The organism is Streptomyces sp. NPDC088817 (assembly GCF_044750345.1).
In the GTDB taxonomy this organism is placed as follows: domain Bacteria; phylum Actinomycetota; class Actinomycetes; order Streptomycetales; family Streptomycetaceae; genus Streptomyces.
On the sequence record NZ_JBIVJN010000011.1, the window covers coordinates 217,627 to 237,720 of the forward strand.

Annotated in this window: 16 protein-coding genes; 10 read left to right on the plus strand and 6 right to left on the minus strand. The window is 70.2% G+C overall.

The window, feature by feature from the left end:
- Positions 1–35: 35 nt before the first annotated feature.
- The 3 genes from ACIP4X_RS21745 to ACIP4X_RS21755 all read right to left on the minus strand — a co-directional run bounded on the left by ACIP4X_RS21745 (position 36) and on the right by ACIP4X_RS21755 (position 4,846).
- On the minus strand, positions 36–2,195 hold the full coding sequence (locus tag ACIP4X_RS21745; RefSeq protein WP_358730598.1) for an ABC transporter ATP-binding protein: 2,160 nt from the start codon (positions 2,193–2,195) through the stop codon (positions 36–38).
- Between the two features lie 278 nt (positions 2,196–2,473).
- Positions 2,474–2,836, minus strand: coding sequence for a DUF5132 domain-containing protein (locus tag ACIP4X_RS21750; protein ID WP_401350038.1), 363 nt, complete (start codon positions 2,834–2,836; stop codon positions 2,474–2,476).
- Between the two features lie 300 nt (positions 2,837–3,136).
- On the minus strand, positions 3,137–4,846 hold the full coding sequence (locus ACIP4X_RS21755; protein ID WP_401350041.1) for a DUF885 domain-containing protein: 1,710 nt from the start codon (positions 4,844–4,846) through the stop codon (positions 3,137–3,139).
- Between the two features lie 158 nt (positions 4,847–5,004).
- Between ACIP4X_RS21755 and ACIP4X_RS21760 the strand changes: the two genes are divergently transcribed.
- From ACIP4X_RS21760 to ACIP4X_RS21785, 6 genes are all read left to right on the plus strand, one after another.
- Positions 5,005–6,606, plus strand: a complete 1,602-nt coding sequence (locus ACIP4X_RS21760; protein ID WP_401350044.1) for an ABC transporter substrate-binding protein — start codon at positions 5,005–5,007, stop codon at positions 6,604–6,606.
- Between the two features lie 55 nt (positions 6,607–6,661).
- Positions 6,662–7,648, plus strand: coding sequence for an ABC transporter permease (locus ACIP4X_RS21765; RefSeq protein WP_358730605.1), 987 nt, complete (start codon positions 6,662–6,664; stop codon positions 7,646–7,648).
- A gap of 88 nt (positions 7,649–7,736) precedes the next feature.
- On the plus strand, positions 7,737–9,596 hold the full coding sequence (locus ACIP4X_RS21770) for a dipeptide/oligopeptide/nickel ABC transporter permease/ATP-binding protein (protein ID WP_401350050.1): 1,860 nt from the start codon (positions 7,737–7,739) through the stop codon (positions 9,594–9,596).
- Positions 9,593–10,645: an ABC transporter ATP-binding protein gene (locus ACIP4X_RS21775; protein ID WP_401350053.1), complete on the plus strand. Its 1,053-nt coding sequence runs from the start codon at positions 9,593–9,595 to the stop codon at positions 10,643–10,645. The genes ACIP4X_RS21770 and ACIP4X_RS21775 overlap by 4 nt, the downstream gene beginning before the upstream one ends.
- Positions 10,642–11,979 (plus strand): FAD-dependent oxidoreductase, encoded by a 1,338-nt coding sequence (locus ACIP4X_RS21780; RefSeq protein ID WP_358730611.1) that lies wholly within the window; start codon positions 10,642–10,644, stop codon positions 11,977–11,979. The genes ACIP4X_RS21775 and ACIP4X_RS21780 overlap by 4 nt, the downstream gene beginning before the upstream one ends.
- A gap of 71 nt (positions 11,980–12,050) precedes the next feature.
- The gene (locus tag ACIP4X_RS21785) at positions 12,051–13,031 is read left to right on the plus strand and encodes a pirin family protein (protein ID WP_401350056.1); all 981 of its coding nucleotides are present in this window, start codon (positions 12,051–12,053) and stop codon (positions 13,029–13,031) included.
- Positions 13,032–13,663: 632 nt separating this feature from the next.
- Here ACIP4X_RS21785 and ACIP4X_RS21790 read toward each other — a convergent pair.
- The gene (locus ACIP4X_RS21790) at positions 13,664–14,257 is read right to left on the minus strand and encodes a hypothetical protein (protein WP_401350058.1); all 594 of its coding nucleotides are present in this window, start codon (positions 14,255–14,257) and stop codon (positions 13,664–13,666) included.
- Positions 14,258–14,328: 71 nt separating this feature from the next.
- Here ACIP4X_RS21790 and ACIP4X_RS21795 point away from each other — a divergent pair, with 71 nt between their 5' ends.
- The 3 genes from ACIP4X_RS21795 to ACIP4X_RS21805 all read left to right on the plus strand — a co-directional run bounded on the left by ACIP4X_RS21795 (position 14,329) and on the right by ACIP4X_RS21805 (position 15,633).
- Entirely contained in the window at positions 14,329–14,484 is a 156-nt protein-coding gene (locus ACIP4X_RS21795; RefSeq protein WP_401350061.1) for a hypothetical protein, read from the plus strand.
- A 35-nt stretch (positions 14,485–14,519) separates the two neighbouring features.
- Entirely contained in the window at positions 14,520–14,960 is a 441-nt protein-coding gene (locus ACIP4X_RS21800; RefSeq protein WP_358730617.1) for a nitroreductase/quinone reductase family protein, read from the plus strand.
- Between the two features lie 463 nt (positions 14,961–15,423).
- On the plus strand, positions 15,424–15,633 hold the full coding sequence (locus tag ACIP4X_RS21805) for a DUF6243 family protein (protein ID WP_401350064.1): 210 nt from the start codon (positions 15,424–15,426) through the stop codon (positions 15,631–15,633).
- A gap of 196 nt (positions 15,634–15,829) precedes the next feature.
- Here the strand turns inward: ACIP4X_RS21805 and ACIP4X_RS21810 are convergent, their stop codons facing one another.
- Both ACIP4X_RS21810 and ACIP4X_RS21815 read right to left on the minus strand, forming a co-directional pair.
- Positions 15,830–16,534 (minus strand): hypothetical protein, encoded by a 705-nt coding sequence (locus tag ACIP4X_RS21810; protein ID WP_401350067.1) that lies wholly within the window; start codon positions 16,532–16,534, stop codon positions 15,830–15,832.
- 355 nt (positions 16,535–16,889) lie between these two features.
- The gene (locus ACIP4X_RS21815; RefSeq protein ID WP_391454647.1) at positions 16,890–19,271 is read right to left on the minus strand and encodes a M14 family zinc carboxypeptidase; all 2,382 of its coding nucleotides are present in this window, start codon (positions 19,269–19,271) and stop codon (positions 16,890–16,892) included.
- Between the two features lie 391 nt (positions 19,272–19,662).
- Between ACIP4X_RS21815 and ACIP4X_RS21820 the strand changes: the two genes are divergently transcribed.
- Entirely contained in the window at positions 19,663–20,058 is a 396-nt protein-coding gene (locus ACIP4X_RS21820) for a VOC family protein (RefSeq protein WP_358730624.1), read from the plus strand.
- Positions 20,059–20,094 lie beyond the last annotated feature (36 nt).

The following is a 20,094-nucleotide window of genomic DNA, read 5'->3' on the forward strand; positions in this document are numbered from 1 at the left end:
CGGGCGCCGGTGACCTCGGCTGATCGGCGGGAGCGTTATGCGACCTTCTCGCCGGCCTGAAGGTTCCACAGGGAGGCGTAGAGCCCGTCACGCGCGAGCAGGTCGTCGTGGGTGCCCTGCTCCGCGATGACTCCGCCCTTGTCCATGACGTAGATCCGGTCGGCGTGCCGGATGGTGGAGAGGCGGTGCGCGATGATCACCAGGGTCCGGTCCTTCGCGAAACCCCGCAGGGTTCGCTGGATGGCCGCCTCGGTCTCGTTGTCGACGGCCGAGGTGGCCTCGTCGAGGATGACGACGGGTGCGTCCTTCAGCATCGCCCGTGCCAGTGCGATGCGCTGTTTCTGGCCGCCGGAGAGGGCGGCGCCCCGCTCCCCGATCAGCGTGTCGTATCCGTCCGGCAGCGCCTCGATGAAACCGTGCGCCTCCGCCATGCGGGCCGCGCGCACCACGTCGGCGTCGCCGGCCTCGAAGCTGCCGTACCGGATGTTCTCGGCGATGGTTCCGTCGAACAGGAAGGGGTCCTGCGCCACGAACCCGACCTGCTCGCGCAGTTCGTGCCGTGGCAGCCGGCGGATGTCCTGCCCGTCGAGCAGGACACAGCCGGACTCCGCGTCCTGGAAGCGCATGAGCAGCTTGGCGATCGTCGTCTTGCCCGCGCCGGTGGAACCCACGATGCCGGTGACCTGGCCGGGGGCGATGGACAGGGACAGGTTGTCCAGGGCCGGCGGCCGGCCGGGGTAGGAGAAGCTGACGTTCTCCAGGGCGATCGCGCCCTCGACATCCCTGTCGTCGAGCGTCAGGTCGTGGCCGTCGGGTTCGACGGGGAGGCTCCGCAGGCGCTGGACCCGGTCGTGGGCCGCCAGGGTGCGCTGGTACTGGTCGACGATGCCGCTGAGCCTGGTCAGGCGCAGCAGAACCTGCTGGGGCAGGCCGATGAGCGGGCTGAACACCTCGAAGGGGAGGGAGCCGTTGAGTACCGAGCGGCCGCCGAGCAGCATCGTGCCCGCCATGGAGGCGGTGGTGCAGACGCGGATGGTCTCGGCGTGCCGGGCCGTGCTCCGGTCGGTGCGGTGGTCGCTCTCCCGGCAGCTCTCGCCGAGCCGGTCGATGCGCTCGGCCTCGTACTCCTCGGCGCAGAAGCTCTTGACGGTGGCGCCGGCCTCCAGGGTGTTGACCAGCTGGCTGTGCAGCCGGGCCTTGTCCTCACTGGAGACGGCGTAGTCGGCGGCGACCCGGTCCTGGTAGTGGAACGACAGCCAGGCCACCAACGGCATCGGCAGGAACGCGACCCAGGCGATCTGCGGCGCCAGCAGGAGGAAGGCGGGCACCAGGACGAGGAAGCTGGTGGCGAGCTGCACCACATCGTTGGCCGAGGTGGCGAAGAAGTTGCCCAGCTGGCTGATGTCCTCGGTGAGCACCCCGGCGATCCGGCTGGTCCGCTCGCCTTCCAGGTGCCGCAGTTCCAGCTTCTGCACATGGGCGTACGTCGCGTTGCGCCAGTCGTGCTGAACGGCCTGACCGAGCTTGCGCCACTCCAGGGTGGCGGCGTACGACAGGGCCGCCGCGGCCGCGCAGGCCACGGCGGCCCCGCAGGCCAGGAACCACAACTGTGCGGAGGCGCCGGTCACTCCGAGGCTGACGAGCGGGGCGCACTCTCCCTTGATGAGTACCAGGGCGATCCAGCCCAGGAAGGCGCCGAGCGCCATCTCGGTGCCCTGGCAGAGCGCGGACAAGGACGAGGCCACGCACAGCTTTCCCTTGTGCGGCCCGACGATGCGCAGCACCGTGTGCTCCGACGGCTCGTGCGGCCGTGACTCGCCCTGGTCGGCCAGACCCTTCTGCCAGGCCCGCCGTACGACGACCACCGTGGCCGCCGTCACGGCGCCGAGCGCCAGTGCGGCCTTGCGCATCCTCCCGCGGCCGAGAGCGAGGATGCCGACCATGCCGCCGGCGACGGTCAGGGCGGGACGCAGCGGGCCGGCCCGGCCTCCCGTCGCCGACGGCGCCTCGCCGGGCTTTGCCACGTCCGAGGAAAGCGGGACGGCAACGGCGGCGCCTTTCGACACGGCGGCGACGGCCTTTCTCAGCAGGCCCCCGATATCCGTGGCGGTGAGGGTGGAGTCATGAAGGACGAGCACCCCGCCGGTCACCGGATTGGCCCGGGCCGTCCTCACTCCCGGCGTGCGCCGGAGCACGCCCTCCAGGATTTCCGCGACCTTGGGCCGCCTGAGTACCGCGGGGACGTCCCAACGCTGGCGGCCCGGAACGACAGACCGTGCGCGTACGTTCGGGAGATCGGGCCGACGTGCGGCTGCTGCGCCCACCAAAGATGTCATGTAGAACAGTCACCTGTTTTCGGAGGGCGCGTCCCGGAACGGGCGGGCGTAGCCCTTGCGGGGAATTTGGACGACTCGACGACTCGACGACTCGACGGCTCGACGACTCGACGGCTCGACGAATGTGAGCCGCGGGTTCAGTTCAGCTTGGCAGCGGCCGGACCGGTGCCGCGGGCCTTGCCGCCGGACTTGTTTCCCGCGTTGCTGGTCTGTTCCGCGGGCGCGATGCTCGGCCCGGGCCGGCTCACGGTGTCGCCCTCCGGGGCGCCGGCGTGCGTGTGGTGCTCGGTTCCGTGCGACATCTGGGCGGCGAGCATTTCGGCGGTCGCCTCGGCCGCGAGATCCTGGATTCCCTCGCTGGCTTCATGGACGGCCCTCTTGACCTCCACGCCCAGTCCCACCGACGTTTTGACGACCCCCCGCACGAGTGGTTTGCCCAGCCTTTTGACGAGGGCGGCGGTGAGCAGGCCGATAAGGAAAGGAGGCACTACAGGCGGCATGGGAAGACGTCCTTCTCTTCTGCTGGGAGAACGAAGATTGAGGAAGCGGCGGGAGGTGAACAGGAAATCTGATGAAAACACCATCCGGCCCTGTGGGATTTTCGGTACCTGTGCCGTGCCCGGAATTCATGCACCGTGCGCATGTGTTCCATATCGCGGAACCGGCATCCCATCGCGCAGAGCGTATCCGAGCCCGAGCAGGTAGATCCAAATTCCACTGCCGCTCTTCACCCATTCGAGCGGAACCACTATTCCGGAACGGCCTGTTCAAGCCATGCGGCGGCCGGAACGAACCGGACGTCAGCCCAGCTCTCGCACGACCCGGCGGCGCAGGACGGGGAACGGCAGCGCGCCGCCGCCCAGAACGGCCTCGTGGAAGGCGCGCACGTCGAACTCCGCGCCCGCGCGGCCCTCGCACGCCGTCCGCAGATCCCTGAACTCCGCGTAGCCCGCCCGGTACGACAGCGCCTGTCCCGGGAGATCGGTCGCGTAGCGCAGCAGCTCCGTCGCGATCTGCCCGTCGGACTCGGCGGCCGCGTGGGCGCGCATGAAGGCGCGCGCCTGCTCCATCGTCATCGTCCCGAGGTTGAGCCCGGTGTCGACGACGAGGCGCTGCGCGGTGAACCGTTCATGAGCCAGGCGTCCGTACGCGTCCCAGGGGTCGTCGTACAGGCCCATCTCCCAGCCGAGTCCTGCCGCGTACTCCGCCCAGCCCTCCTCGAACCCGCTGAAGGCGACCAGTTCGCGTCGCAGGTCGGGCAGGGAGGCGTTCTCGGACTGGCGGGCCAGGTGGAAGTGGTGGCCCGGCGCCAGTTCGTGGTAGATCAGGGCGGCCGCGCCGAGCAGTGAACGGTGCGCCAGGTCCGAGGCGTTGTACCGGTAATACCCCACCGGCCGCGCGGCGGTGGGCGGGTCGTAGTAGCCGAAGGTCATCGACGCCTCCAGCGCCGGGTCGAGGCGGGCCACGCCGTAGGGGGCGCGCGGCAGGACCGCGAACCAGTCCGGCAGCGACGGCGTGAGGCGGTCGAGGTGCCCGCGGTAGCGGGCCTCCACCTCCTTCGGGGTCGCCGCGTACAGGCGAGGCTCGGTCGCGAGCCGCTCGTGGAACTCCGCCTCCGTTCCCGTGAAGCCGAGTGCGCTGCGCGCCTCCCGCATCCGTTCCGTCAGTTCGCGGCAGTGCTCCCGGCCGAGTTCGTGGAGACGCTCGGGCGGTGTCTCGCCGGAGGTGTGGGCGCCGACGAAGGCGCGGTACGCCTCTTCGCCGCCCGGGTACTGGGCCCACCCGACGGACTGCGGCGCGCTCCGCAGATAGTCCGAGTCGGTCATGACGGCGAGAAGCCGGTCGAAGGCCGGTTCGAGTTCGGTGGCCACGAGCCGTTCCACCTCGTCGCGCAGGCGACCCCGGCTCGCCGCGTCGAGCCGGGTGAGCCGCTCGGCGTCCGCCTCGGCATACCGTGCCGCCGACGCCCGCAGCCGGGTGAGGGTCGTGCGGACCCCGGGCAGGGCCGGGGCCGGGACGAAGAAGCCGCGTGCCGCTTGCCCGGCGGCCTTGTCGCCGATCGTCGCGACATGGCGGGCGAGGTCCCGTACGAGGGACACGTAGCGGTCCGCGTCGGCCCGGGACTCGAAGAGGAACGGGCGGAAGACCGTGTCACCGTACTGCTGGAGGCGGAAGAGCTGGTACGGCGTGACGGTGGGCGTGAGCCAGTAGAACCGCCCCGCCCGCGCTTCCTGTTCGGCCAGAGCCTGCAGGAAGCCCGCGCTGTCGGCGGCGGGGCCGGCCGGCTCCGTGGGCTTCGGCGTGCGCAGCCGGTCCAGTACCCCTGCCGCGAATCCGGCGCGCTCGTCGGCCTCCGCCGCCGACACCCCCGGCAGCGACTCGACGGGCAGCCCGCGTCTCGTCCGCAGCGACGGCTCGCGCGACAGCAGGAAGTCCCAGTAGGAGGTGGCGAGACGGTCGACCTCCTCGGTCGCCGGGCCGTCCGCGGAGTCCGGAATGTGAGTCGTCATGGCGCCAGTGTGCGCCGAGCTGACGGACTGTCAGCGTCATCGGCGGACGCGCCGCGTGGCGGCGGCCTCACCCGTACGGGGGAAAAGGTCCGCCTTATGCGCAGGCGGCCCGGGAACGCCGGTCCGGCGCCGTCGATCGCGATGGCACGATGCCCACCATGCACCGCCGAACCGTCTCGTCTCCCGGGGTCCGGTCGGCCGCGGTGGCGTCGGCTGCCGTCGCGTCAGCCGTGCTGGCGGGTTGCACCGGCAACGGCGACGTGTCGTCGACACGCACTCCCGTCGTCGAGCGAGGCACGGTCACGATCGCCACCGCCTCCGAGACCCCGAGCTTCGACCCCTACTCGCAGTTCGGTACCGCCCTGGCCCCGTATGCCTACGACTCACTGGTCAACGTGGCACCGGACGGCCAGGTGGTGTCCGGGCTGGCCGAGAAGTGGCAGGCCGGGGCCACTTCGGCGAGCTTCGTCCTGCGCCGGGGCGTGACCTGCTCCGACGGCACGGCCCTCACGGCCTCCGACGTGGCACGGTCGCTGCGATACGCGAGCGACCCCCGGAACCGGCTCGTCGGCGCCCAGGCGGCGCTGCCCGGAGTGCCCTTCACCGTGTCGGCGGACAACGCCGCGAGGAGCGTGTCGGTGCGGATGACGTCGCCGTACAGCTTCATCGTGCGGACGATCGGCCTGCTGCCCGTCGTCTGCCCCGCCGGCCTTGCGGGGCCCGGCGTACTCGACCGGAGGACGCAAGGCACCGGGCCGTACGTGCTGAGCGGATATACCTCGGGCGGCCCGTACGTCTTCACGCTGCGCGAGGGGTATGCCTGGGGGCCGGGCGGTACGACCAACACGACACCGGGCCAGCCCGCGAGGATCGTGGTGTCGGTGGTTCCCCAGGAGTCCACCGCGGCCAATCTGCTGCTCACGGGCGGTGTGAACATCGCCACCGTGACCGGACCCGACCGCGCGCGGCTGACCGGGCACGGCCTGGCCACCGCCGAGGTGCCGACCGTGGTGGGACTGAGCTTCTTCAACGAACACTCCGGCCGCCCCTTGAGCGATCCGGTGCTGCGGCGGGCGCTTGTCGGCGCCCTGGACCGCAAGGGCCTCGCCAACGTGGCGATCGGCGGTGACGGAAGGCCCGCGAGCCACCTGACCGCGTCGGACTCCGTCTGCCACGCCGACGTGGCCGCCGCGAACCTCCCCTCGCGCAGCGCCGTACGGGCCCTACGCGCCGCGGGTTGGACGAAGGGCGCACGGGGCGAGCTGGTCAGGAACGGCAGGCCGCTGCGTCTGCGACTGCTCAGCAGCGGCGACTTCGGCTCCACGCTTCCCTCGGTCGCGGAACTGATGGCCGTGACCTGGCGGGAGCTCGGCGCGGATGTCGAGCTCGTCACCGAGAGCCGCAACGCGGTGGTGCAGGCCATGTACCAGAGCGGGGACTTCGACGTCGTGGTCGGCAGCTCGCCGGGGCCGCAGCTGCCCGTGCAGCTCGTCCCGTACTTCTCCGGCCCGCCGCCGTCGCGGGGGCTGAACTTCGCGCATGTCGCCAACCCGGAGTACGACGCCGCCGTCACCCTCGCGATGCGCGCGCCGGGCGCGGCCAGTTGCGCGGACTGGAACCGGGCCGCCGCGGCACTGTTCCGCTCCGCCGACGCGCTGCCCGTCGCGGACGGCACGAGCACGGTCTACGGACACCGGACGACCTTCGCCGTCGCGCCCGGCGGCCGGATCGTCCCGACCAGCATCCGCCTGCACCAATAGCCGCGGCGAACGTCCGATGTGGCCGCACCGTCCCCGAGTCGAGGAGGTTCCCCCCATGGCGACCCTGTCCGCACGGCTCGGTGCCCTGGCCCGGTACCACCCGTGGGTGGTGTTCTGCTGCCGGCGTGCGGTCCGGCTGATCGTCTCGCTCCTCCTGGTCGTCACCGCTGCCTTCGCGATGATCCGGCTGATCCCGGGAGACCCCGTCCGGGCCGCACTGGGCGTGGACGCGGCGCCAAACCTCGTGGCGGCGAAGAGGCACGAACTCGGCCTGGACCATGACCTGCTGACGCAGTACCGGCAGTACCTGCGCCACCTGGCGCACGGGGACCTCGGGGTGTCGCTGGTGACCGGCGAGCCGGTGTCCGACCTGGTCGCGGCACGTCTTCCCGCGACGCTGCTGCTCGCCGTCCTGGCGTTCGCCTGTGTACTCGTCGTCGCTCTCCCCGGCGGTCTGATCGCCGCCGTGTGGACCCGAGGCGGGCGGCGGCCCCGGACGGAACTGGCGTTCACCACCGCCACATCCGTCGCGGCGGGGATCCCGGACTTCGTCCTCGCGGCCGGCCTGACCGCCGGGCTGGCAGTCGGCCTGCGGCTCTTCCCGGTCGCCGGCGACCTCGGTCCCCGGTCCTATGTGCTGCCCGTGCTCGCGCTGGCGCTCGCCCCGACCGCGGTCCTCCTGCGTATCGTGCGGGTGGAGACGCTCAAGGTCCTCGACGAGGACTATCTGCGCGCCGCCCGCGCGAAACGGCTGCCCGCCGTCACGCTCCATCTGCGCCACGTGGCCCCGAACACGCTGACCGCCTCGCTGACGATCGCCGGGAACCTGCTGCCCGCCCTGATCGCCGGCACCGTGCTGGTCGAGAAGGTGTTCGCCTGGCCCGGCATCGGGTCGGCGATGGCGCAGTCCGTGGCGGCGCAGGACTACGCGGTCGTGGAGGCGACGGTGCTCGTGCTCGGCGCGGCCGTACTCGCGGTGAACTTCCTGGTCGATCTGGCCCTCGCGCTGCTCGACCCCCGATCGGTCATCCGGAAGACGTGATCCCATGGCACCCTCATCTTCCCTGCCCGCGCCGCGCGCCACCGCCGGGCGCCGGTCCCGACCGGCCCGGTCGGGCTGGACTGCCCCCATGGGCGTGATCGCCCTGGCGATGCTCGGATCGCTCGCCGTTGTGGCCCTGGTCGGGCCCGCGCTCTGGGGGCGGGCGGCCGACCGCCCGAACCCGTCGGCGGTGCTTGAGCCGCCCACCGCGGCCCACCTTCTCGGCACGGACCATCTCGGACGCGACCTGCTCGCCCGGCTGCTCGTGGCGACGGGGCTCTCCCTGCTGCTCGCACTGACGGCGACACTGCTCGGGGCGACGGCCGGGATCACGCTCGGCGCGCTCACCGCCGTCGTGGGCGCGCGCACCCGCCGGACGCTGGGGGCCCTGATCAACCTCCTGCTGGCCTTCCCCGGGCTCCTCGTCGCGATGTTCTTCGCGGTCCTGTTCGGCGCGGGAGCGGCCGGCGCCGTGTTCGCCCTCGCGGTCGCCTACGCGCCGGGCTTCGCCCGGATCGCCCAGACCCTCGCCGCCAAGGTCGCCGACACCGACTTCATGGCGGCGGCGCGCGTGCTGGGCCTGCGCCGCCACCGGCTCCTCCTGCGCCACGTCCTGCCCCACATCGCCGAGCCGCTGATGCTCAACACGACGGTCGCGGCGGGCTCGACACTCGTGGCCCTGTCGGGACTGAGCTTCCTCGGACTGGGCGTCCAGCCGCCCTCGTACGACTGGGGGCTCCTGCTCAGCCAGGGGCTGGACCGTATCTACTCCGAACCCCTGCCCGCCGTGGCACCCGGTATCGCCATCGTCTACGCCGGCGTCGCCTTCCAACTGCTCGGCGAGATGCTGGCCAAAGCCGCCGCGCGGCGCACAGGCCCACGGCGGACGGCGGAGCCGACGGTACGCCCGGCCCGCGCCGATCGCCCGGCATCCGCCGACCATGTGCTGGAGGTGGAGGATCTGCGCGTCGCCATTCCCACCGCGGCCGGGGTGGTCCGGCCCGTCCGCGGTGTCACCCTCGACCTGCGGCGCGGCGAGATCGTCGGGCTGGTCGGCGAGTCCGGCTCCGGCAAGTCACTCACCGCGCTCGCCGTCGCCGACCTGCTGCCGGACGGTGCCGAGTCCACCTGGCGGACCCACCGCTTCCTCGGCGCGGACGCCACGTCACTGACGCGCGAGGAACGGCGCAGACAGCTCGCGACGGGAATGGCGGTGATCTTCCAGAACCCGGCCTCGGCCTTCAACCCGTCGCTCCGCGTCGGAACGCAGATGACGGAGGCCGTGCGCGCACACCGCGACACGCCTCGCGCCGAGGCCGTCGAGCAGGCCCTGACCCAGCTTCAGCGGGTCGCTCTCCCCGCCGGGCGCCGGTTCCTGCGGTCCCGGCCCTTCCAGCTCTCCGGCGGGCAGCGCCAGCGAGTGGCGATCGCGACCGCCTCGATGACGCGGCCCGACCTCATCATCGCGGATGAGCCGACAACAGCCCTCGACGTCACCGTGCAGCGGCAGATCGTGGACCTGCTCCGCCGCCTCCGGCACGACAACGGCACCACGATCCTCTTCATCAGCCACGACATCGCCCTGGTGGCCACCACCTGCGACCGGGTCCTGGTCATGTACGGGGGAACCATCGTCGAGAGCCTTCCGGCCCGGGCACTGGCGACCGGAACACGGCACCCCTACACGCGGGCGCTCGTCGAATCCGTCCCGGACATGACCACGGACCGCGGCCGCCCCCTGCGCACGATCGAGGGAAGCCCACCCGATCCCTACGGCGACACGACCGGTTGCCCGTTCTACGACCGCTGCGCACACCGGCAGGACCGGTGCGCCGAGGAGCGTCCCGTGCTGTCCCCGCTCGGTCCCGGCCACGAGGTCGCCTGCTGGCATCCGTTGCCCCAGGCACTGTCCGGCGGACAGCGGGAGACAGAGGAGGCGGAGAAGTGAGTGCGGGACTGGCGTTGCGCGACGTCACTGTTCGCCACCAAGGGGCATTCGGTGCCGTCACCGCGGTGGACGGCGTGTCACTGGAGGTTCCCGACGGCACGACGGTCGGCCTGGTCGGCGAGTCCGGCTCGGGGAAGTCGAGTCTGGCCCGTGCCGTCGTCGGGCTGGCCGACTCCTGCTCCGGGCAGATCACCGTCGGCGGGCGGCAGTTCAGCGGGCGCGGCCTGGCCGCTCGGCGCCGGCTGGGGCAGCGGGTGCAACTGGTGTTCCAGGACCCGGACACCGCACTCGATCCACGTATGACGGTCCGCCAGACGCTGTCCGAGGCGGTCGACGCCTTCGTCCGTCTCGGCCGCCGCGACCGTGAACAGCGCATCGCGGCACTGCTCGAACTGGTCGGTCTCGACATCCCGTGCGCCGACCGTGTGCCGGCGCAGCTCTCGGGCGGGCAGCGCCAGCGCGTGGCCGTCGCTCGCGCGCTCGCCGTCGATCCGGCCGTCCTGATCGCCGACGAGGTCACCTCCGCCCTCGACGTGTCGGTCCGCGCGGCGATCCTCACCATGCTCCGCGATCTGCAGCGGCGCATGGGCTTCGCGATGCTGTTCATCAGCCATGACCTCGCCGCCGTCCGCTCCGTGTCGGACGTCGTCGCGGTGATGTACCTCGGCCGGGTCGTCGAGGTCGCCCCGACCGAGGACCTGCTCCGCAGCCCCCGGCATCCCTACACCCGGACGCTGCTGGCCTCCGTGCCGGACCTGCGGGGCGCAGACCGGCCGGCCGAGCCGCTCCTCGCCGGTGAGGTACCCGACCCCGCGGCGCCGCCTTCCGGCTGCCGCTTCCATCCCCGCTGCCCGGACGGGCCGAGCCGGCGTCCCGGACGCGACATCTGCGTGACGCGGGATCCGCAGCCGGACGCGGCCGGCCGGCCCCACCGCGCGGCGTGCCACTTCCCGTCGGCCGCCGAAGACCGACCGCCGCCCGCCGGGAACGCGCGACCGGACGCGAGCGGTGGCCGGGCATCCAGGATTCCCGGGGAGCTGCCGTCATGACGATCAGGGAGCCGGACAGGGTTCCGCCGGGCGCGGACGCGGTCGTCGTCGGGGCCGGTGTGATCGGCGCCGCGGTGGCGCTGGAGCTGGCGCGCACCGGTCGGCGGGTCGTGGTCGTCGACAAGTCCGGCGGTGTCGGGCACGGATCCACCAGCGCATCGAGCGCGATCATCCGTTTCAACTTCTCGACATGGGAGGGCGTCGCCTCCGCGTGGGAAGCGCACTACTGCTGGGCGCGGTGGGCGGACCATCTCGGCACCTCGGGCGGCCCCGCCTTGGCGGGCTTCCGGCGGACCGGAGCGGTCCTGCTCGACGCGCCGGACTCCGGGACGTCCGAGGCCGTCGCGTTGTTCGATCGCGTCGGTGTGCCCTACGAACGCTGGGACGCCGCCACCTTGCGCAGTCGGGTCCCCGGCATCGACACGGGACGCCACTGGCCCCCCAAACCCCTCCACGACGAGGCCTTCTTCGCAGGGCCGGAGGGAGAGCTCGGCGCACTGTTCACACCCGACGCGGGCTTCGTCGACGATCCGCGGCTCGCGGCCCAGAACCTCGCGGACGCGGCAGTCGGCAGGGGAGCGCGCTTCCTCTTCCGCCGTACGGTCACCGGTGTCCTGCGCGGCGGGGACCGGGTGACGGGCATTCGGCTCGCCGACGGCACCAGGATCACGGCACCGGTCGTGGTCAACGCCGCCGGCCCCTGGTCGGGTGCGTTGAACCGGCTGGCCGGGGTCGGGGCCGAGTTCACCGTCGCGGTCCGCCCGCTGCGCCAGGAGGTCCACCAAGTGGCCGCACCGGCGGTCCGGGGCGGCGCCGAGGACGTGCTCGGACCGGTCGTGGCCGACACCGACCTCGGGACGTACCTCCGTCCCGCGCCCGGCGGACACCTGCTGATCGGCAGCACCGTGCCCGCCTGCGACCCCATGGAGTGGCTCGACGACCCCGACACGTGCAACCCCCACCCGACCGCCTCGCGGTTCGAGACGCAGGTGACGCGGGTGGCACGGCGGTTTCCGCTCCTCGGCGTTCCGAACCGGCCGACCGGAATCGCCGGCGTCTACGACGTCACGGACGACTGGTCCCCGATCTACGACCGCACCGACCTGAACGGTTTCTATGTCGCCATCGGCACGAGCGGCAACCAGTTCAAGAACGCCCCCCTGGCCGGGCGGTTCCTCGCCACCCTGGTGGACCGCGTCGAGGCCGGCCACGACCATGACCGCGATCCGCTGCGGTACGTCGGTGAGCACACCGGAAACGTCATCGATCTGGCAGCCTTCTCCCGTAAGCGTCACGTGGCCGAGGGGGCCGCCTCCCGGACCGTCATGGGCTGACGTTGCGCCGACGGCCCGGCGTCAAGCATGATAGTTGAATATAAAACGATTCTTGAGGGAGGCGGTCCACGGTGAGCAAGGCCGAGACGAAACCCGTGGAGATGCGGTGCGGCGGCCCGGCGGACGGCGAGCGGGCGACCGAAGCGGTCCGCGTCGACGTCCTGACCTCGCGTGATGTGCCCCTGGGTGGCCCCCGCGCGATGACCGTGCGGCGGACCCTGCCGCAACGCGCCCGGACCCTGATCGGCGCCTGGTGCTTCGCCGACCACTACGGTCCCGACGACGTCTCGGTGACCGGCGGCATGGACGTCGCCCCGCATCCGCACACCGGGCTCCAGACGGTGAGCTGGCTGTTCAGCGGGGAGATCGAGCACCGGGACAGCCTGGGCAGCCACGCCTTCGTGCGGCCCGGCGAGCTGAACCTCATGACCGGCGGACACGGCATCAGCCACTCGGAGGTCTCCACCCCGCGGACCACCGTCCTGCACGGCGTGCAGCTCTGGGTGGCGCTGCCGGAGGCGCACCGCGACGCCGACCGCGACTTCCAGCACCACGTACCCGAGCCCGTGCGGGCCGACGGCGCCGAGATCAGGGTCTTCCTGGGCTCCCTCGCCGGCCACACCTCCCCGGTACGGACGTTCACGCCCCTGCTCGGTGCCGAGATCGTCCTCCAGCCGCGCGCGGCCCTCACCCTCGCCGTGGACCCCGGCTTCGAGCACGGCCTCCTGGTCGACCAGGGGAAGGTGCGCCTGTCCGGCACCCTCGTGGGCCGCGCGGAGCTGGGCTACGCCCACCCGGGCGCCGACGCGCTGACCCTGGCGAACGAGTCCGACGGCATCGCGCGGACGGTCCTGCTCGGCGGAACCCCGTTCGAGGAGGAGATCGTCATGTGGTGGAACTTCATCGGGCGGTCAGCGGAAGACATCGTACAGGCGCGCCAGGACTGGATGGAAGGCCGCCGATTTGGCGAGGTGCAGGGATACGACGGCGCTCCCTTGCCCGCTCCGGAGCTGCCGACGGTGCCGCTGAAACCTCGGGGAAAGCGGCGCTGACCTGCGAAGATGCCTGCCTGTTCGGTCGCCGGATGGGCGGGCTGCTCGTAAGGTCTTGCCCCTGTTCTGAGCGTGCTCGACAAAGCGGCGGCTGATTGGTCGGACGGGCTGACTGAGGTGACCGCCGATCCAAAGTATCGCCGTCTGTGGGTAGCTGTAGGAGTCCCCATGCTGACCCGATGCTGACTTTCCTGACGTCGAGTCAGGTTGCACCAAGGCGTGCCCTCCTCAGTTCTACCGCCCGCAGCGGGGTCTCGCTGGATCGGCGCCGACCAGACTGTTGCTGACTCTGGAAGCGGCGGGCTGCGGGACTACATGTGGAAGTGGGGCGCCTGGCTAGACGTTGTGGGGAGTCAACAAGATTCGAGTACATCGACGCTTCTTGCTGCTGGCCGCGCCTGGCGTGGATATGGCCGGGGCAGGGCTACACGTGGGTGTTGACGTTGACAGGGATCGGCGCCCGCCCAGCAGTGATGGCGAGCGGTGAACGTGCCCCACCTCGTCTCCGTGGTCTGCGCCGTAGCACGCTTCGAACGCGGCTGCGCGGAGCGGCGGGTTGACCGACCCTGGGAGGACAGCGCGGGAGCGTTTACGGCTGCAGGCCGTCGCCTCGGCTACCGCAGCCCCGCTGACTACGAGGCTGCCCCGGCGGCCTGACCACCACACCGATGGTGTCCGTCGAAGCGGAACAAGCTCACCCAATCCCTGTCCCACTGCCGCATACGGCGCCGGTCCAGCACGCGGTGGGTGGCCCAGGTCCCGCCCAGCGCGACCGAGGACGTAGCGACCGCGGCCGCGGTGCCCGCCCCGCCCGCATCGAGCGCCACCTGGCTCGGGGGCAGGGGATTGGACGTGGGGCGGCCGTGCGCGTCGGTCCACACCGTTGTCCGGCTGCCGACGGCGACGCCGACGCCGACGTCGGTCTGGCTGGTATGGGGCAGGCCGTTGGTCCCCCTCCACCGCACCGTGGCCCGCATGGGAAGACGCCCGGAGGAGACGGCGGCAGGGTCCGCGGTCTCCTTGACAACGACCGCCTGCACCGGATGCTGTCCGGCCTGCTGCTCATCGAGATGGTCAGCGGTCGTGACCCGCGTGACCACGCCGATCAAGAGGCTGCCAGTTGTAGCGCACAGCCCTGCAGCGAGGAACAGCCGTTGCTCAACGACGTCGATGCGTCGCCTGAGCGGATTGGGCTGCCACCGCCACAGCATGGTCGGGGTTGCCATCGCCATCCCCCATGAGCGAGAGCCCGCTCCTTTCCCCTCTGTTTTCCCGTCCCCCCACGCTCCACCGCAGGTTGCTCAGTGGGCCCGACGGCAACCTCGTACCCGCCCAGCCGACTGTCCTGGTGCTGTGGATCGGCGCCGCCGAGCGCGTGTCGGCCATGCGCTCGACGTCCACCACACGGCTCGGGCGTGGCTCGGCGCAGCCGCGTACCTCGCTGGTTGGCTAGTAGGAAGTGAGGTCTTCGGCCGTAGAGAGGCGGACATGACAGACGTAAATGAGGTAAATCAGCGGATCATTGCCCAGTTCCGGGCGCAGGGCGGCACTGTGGGAGGCTTCTTCGAGGGCAGGCATCTGCTGCTCCTGCATACGGTCGGCCGCCGTACCGGCCAGGAACGGGTGAACCCCCTGGTGTACGCGGCCGACGGAAACTGTTTCCTCGTCTGCGGCACCGCGCGCGGCGCGGAACAAGATCCAGCATGGGTGGGCAATGTCGCCGCCATGCCCAAGGCGACCATCGAGGTGGGGGAGCAGATCCTCAAGGCGACCCCTACCTTGGTCACGCATGCGTCGCCGGATTGGGAACGTCTCTACGGGCTCTGGTCGGCGTATTGGCCTGACAGCGCGCAGTACGAGACCAGGACATCGCGCAAGTTCCCCATCGTGAGACTGGAGCCCGACGCATCGGACGACGTCCTGCTGTGACCCTACTCCCGCGCCAAACGGCGGCTCGACGACCACGACATCACGTACCCGGCACCGTGCGAGCCGCCCGTATCGCTGGTGGGCACGTACGGGCAAGACGTCCGCGAGATCGTGGGGAAGGCCGTGCGCGGATGGGACGCCGGCCCCGAAGTAACCGCCTCGCTGCCAAGCAAGGGCTGGTGCGCATGGGCGCGGGGGAGGCGCAGCAGCCCGCCAGGTCTGTCTTTGAAGGAGTGGCCCGGCAGATCCTCGGCGTGCTCAGCCTCTGTGGCGAGCACCCCGGTGACCATCCTCGCCTTGGTATGCGGAGCCGGCGGGACCAGGTAACGTCTTGTTCATGTTCTTCCAGACGCCGATTTACGAGTGAGAGCGTGATGGGCCCCTGCTGACGTCCTTCGACGTCGCCGTGCCCGTCCCCCACCGATGAATCCGTAGATCACTTCACAACATTCCGGGAGAACCCGTGAGCAAGAACATCAACAACCCCGTGGGCATGGGCGGCGGTCAGCGCAAGAAGCTGTCCCGCGCCGAACGGCGGAACAACGGTCCGCACCGCAACCTCGACCGCCAGGGTGCCGCCGACCAGAGGGCGGAGCTGGTGCGCAAGATGCGCGAGAAGGCAGGCACAGCCGAGGGCGCCGGGCAGACGGGCGACAACACCGCACAGAGCTGACGCACCGCCACCGCAGGGCGGCACCGCACGGGGCAGGGCCCGGACCGCGATACGTGGTCCGGGCCCTGCTGCCGTACCGGGCGCGGCCTGCCCCGCTCAGCTCTCGGCCGAGCACCCGCGTCTCAGCCGACCAACTGGCGCAGCCGCAGATTCAGCAGCCCCGTCACCGCCACCACCCCGAGCTGCACCAGCAACGTCACCACCAGCGCGTTCCCCGTGCCCAGCCCGGGCGACACCGCCTCACCGAGTTGGCCAGCGTCGACGCGCGCCAGCGGGCCTCTTCGAGTCCGAAAGAGCGTTTTGTCCTGGCGAAGGCGTTTGGTGAGCCGATCGAGGATGATGACGGGGTGTTGGTCAAAGTAGAGGCAGTGCAGCCAGCCCCGTTGAGGCCCACGGCCGAGTGCACTCGGCCGTGGGCACCGCTGTGGCGCTCTGGCAGGGGCCCCCTGAGGCAGCGGGGCGAGAACACCATGTCGAGCGGACCGTGGATGAGGAGATTGCCTGGGCGGAGAACGCCTGGCCGAGTGCCTCCGATGCCCCTGAGGTGGGAGAGGACGGTGGCTGCATTGTCGTTCGTGGACAGTTGAGCCTTACCGAAGAGGGAGGGGCTGTCCTGGATGTGGGCGGCACGCTGATCCTGTTCGATCATGCCGCCAGGAGGCTCGCCCAACTCGGCGTCGAGGATCTGGCCGACGACCCAGCTCACCGGCAAGTCGTCACCGATCCGGCGGCGCAGACCGATCGAGCCGTCTTCCCACCAGCCTTGATAGGCCACGCAGATCGTGTCTTCGCCCACAGTCCATGAGTCCAGGATTCGTAGATCGCCGTTCTCTTCGCTCGGGCGTGGAACGCCGGCCAGCACGGCTGCAAGGGCTTCCTCGGCTCGGGTCGGCGTAGGCATGGCGAGACCGTACCGCCGTGAAGGCTGCGGACGCTCCGGTCGCGGCATGTCCGGGCGCCCCGCGCACCGGAGGCTAGCGACGACCCTTCGCATAGCGGCTCGGGCTTCGTCGGCCTTCGGAGTGCGCGCCCCGCGCAGGTGCGTAGGGCGCGGGCAACCTCGACCAGGTCATCGGATCGCGCGTCGCCGAGGTAGTCGTTGACCCCGAGGTGTTCTGGCGTCCCCCGGTGAAGTGGGCCGACGGGCCGCATCCGGCACGTTCCCGACCGGCATCGCGGTTGCACCTCAGCAGACAGCCCCGGCACGTGCCTGGGTGGCACGGGCCGGGGCTGGTTGGCCGAGGGTCAGCGGAGGGTTAGTTCGTGCCGCCGACCGTTACGTTCTGCTTGTTGTAGTTCTTGCCGTTGCCGTCGGGCTTGTAGTTCCGCTCGTAGTTGCCCGCGAGGTCCATGGAGAACCACTGGACGACGGTGTTCTTGTGGACCGTGATCTTCTCGGCGCCCTCGCGCATGCCCGCGGCGGCGAGCTTCGGCGAGTTCATCGTCGGGCGGCTGCCGTCGAGCGTGTAGTAGATGTTCGCCGGCTCGTCCACGGTGAAGGTGAACGTCGTCGAGGTGGCGGACGCGTCGGTCACCGCGAGCTTCGACGTGGGCTGCTGGTGGTCCTTGTCGTAGGCGCGGGCGACATCGAGGATGCCGATCTGGCCGTTGGAGAACTCCATGGCCTCCTCGTGGCCCTCGCTGAACGGGGGCTGGAAGCCGACCGCGTTGTACTTCTTGGTGGCCGGGTCGTAGAGGTCCGTGCCGACTTCGAAGTCCCAGCCGATGATGCCGTTGTTGTACCAGAACTCGTCGGCGCTGTTGCCGGCCGCCGAGTACAGCACGTCGACCACGGGGCCGGTGCGTCCCGGCTGGATGCCGGTGCCGCGCCAGTCCTGGACGGCGGACAGGATGTGGGTGGAGGCGTTCCAGAAGTAGTTCTCCGTGCCCATGTCCGTCCGCGGCAGCACCTCACGGCCGGCGGACTTGTACGCTCCCGGGGGCCACATGAAGTAGCCGCCGTAGGAGTGGGTGTTCATCGCGAACTTGATGTTCTTGAAGTTGTTCGCGAGCCACACCTCGTTGCGCGCTTCCGGCTCCGACAGCTTCGACGGACCTGAGTAGGTATCGCCGGTGCAGCTGGTGCTGCCGCCGGTGTAGCCGTCGAAGCCACTGCCGACGGAGAAGTTGCGGTTGAGGTCGACGCCCCAGGAGTTGCGGCGTGCCGGGTCCGAGTTGTCCGCAGCGCAGTAGTTGACCATGTTCTTACGCTGCATGTTGTAGTCGTACATTGAGTAGTGGGCGCCGTCGGGGTTCATCGTCGGGATGATGAAGATGTCAAGGTCGTCCACCAGCTTCTTGGTGTTCGCGTCCCGCGCGTAGTTGCGCAGCAACCGTTCGGCGGTCTCCACGCAGGTGATCGGGGTCACCCACTCGCGCGCGTGCTCCTGGCAATAGAGGAACACACCGGTCTTCGAGCCGTCCCGGTGCTTGCCGATCCGGATCGCCTTCATCTGGAACGGCTCACGCGAGACGCTCGCCGGCGCCTTGAGGCCGTCGGTCAGCGGGGTCGCCGGGGCCGCGGCCACCACACCGGTGCCATTGCTGGTCCGGTAGAGGCTGGCGGTCACCAGCCTCGACACCGCCGCGTTGGCGTTGATGGCGTTCACGACCTGGCCCGCGGTGCTGGTGATCGCGCCGGAGGCGTCCGTGGCCAGGTTGACCACGAATTCCTTGCCGTTGACCGCGACCGACAGCGGAGCGTTGTTCGCTCCCGGGTTCTTCAGCGTGATGCTGAGGTCGTTGCCGCCCTCACTGCCGTACGCCTTGGAGGTCACGTAGAACGTGCTCGCCAGCGCGGTCCCCGAACCCGTGCCGAACTGCGCCTGCGCCTGGCGGCGGTAGCCGTTCGTCTTGTACGGGAGATTGATGATCTCCGAGATGTTCGGGAATTCCTTGGCGAGGCCGACGACCCGGTCGGTGACCTCGGTCGGGTCCATGTAGTGGTCGACGAAGTCCGATACGTAGTTCGGGCTCGGCGCCTTGACCGGGTCACCCAGCCACTTGGTCACCGGCACGGTGATCGTGCCGCCGCGGCTGCTGGTGACGGTGACCGTGGCGGGGGCCTCGGTGATGGCCAGCGGCGCGCTGAACCGGTGGTACATGTACTGGCCGGCGTCGGTGAAGCGGGACATCGTCGCCGTCCCGCCGGAGCCGGGCTTGGTGCCCTTGCCACTGTCCCAAGAGGCGGTGAGGACGGTCTGGGCGTCCGTCGCGCTGGACTTCACCTCGACCGACAGGAACCGCTGGTCGTTGAGGCTGGTGAACCACTCGGCGCGCAGGGGCGTGAGCGTGTCAGCCTCGGCCGCGTCGGCGGCCTCGATCGCGACCGCCTGCGAACGGGCGCGCATGTTCGCGTTGTAATCGCCCTGGTCCGAAATGGGGTTCTGGACGTCGAAGCCCTGGTCACGCAGGTTCTCGGTCTCATCAGGGCTGAGGACGGCGTGCACTTCGATGCCGTTGTCGACCGGCTTACTGTATTCGGCCAAATCGACACCCATGGCGTCAAGCTTGTCCACCCCCGACTTATCGGGGACGACGATGCGCATCAGTGCGACACCGTTCTGGGCGGTGCTGGAATCGCGGTCGGGTGTGACCGGTTGGCTCGTGGGGGCGCCGAGCGCCGGAAGGGCACTCATGGTGACCGCCAAGGGAATTGCGAGCAAGAGCGCGTAATGGCGCGCTCTGCGGGGACTCCTCATCGAGTTTCCTCCATCTGGCGCGCCCTCCCGAGACGGGGGTGTCAGTCGGGCGAGGCACCCAAGTTGTGGGAAGTCTGTTGGGAGAGGTAAAGCGCCGTCAAGATCTCCGCAACCCCAAATTGAGGCACTTTGCAACGGGGCTATTCAGGCCACCCCGCCGTCCGACGCATGATCACGCACCGCAACGGTCGCGTTGCCGAGGAGATCTCAATACCAGGGCTTCTCGCGAATCTGATGCTCAGTCAAGTCGTGGTCCTGGTCGGGAAGATCTCGGATCTGTCGGACGGGCGGCATACTCTGAGCCCCGTCCGCACTATCTGGGGGAGTCATGACAAGCAGGTTCACCGAGTTGGCCGTTGACTGCCACGATCCGGAGAGGCTCGCGGCCTTTTGGTGCGAGGTCCTGGACTTCGAGGTGATCGACCGGAGCAGGGGCAAGGTCGAGATCGGCTCCTGGGTGCCGACCGTCGAAGATGTTCGGGCCCGCCAGATGTCGCCCACTCTGCTGTTCATCCCGGTGCCCGAGGGTAAGAACGTGAAGAACCGGCTTCACCTCGACGTCAGCCCGATCGACGGCAGTACCGAGGACGAGGTGACCAGATTGCTCGGCCTCGGCGCCACCAGGACGGATGTGGGCCAGGGCTCAGACCGAAACTGGGTGGTCATGGCAGACCCCGAGGGCAACGAGTTCTGCGTCCTGCGCACCCTGGCACCGCAGAACTAGTGTCCTGAGTCGGGAATTCGCTTCGTAATCTGTCCG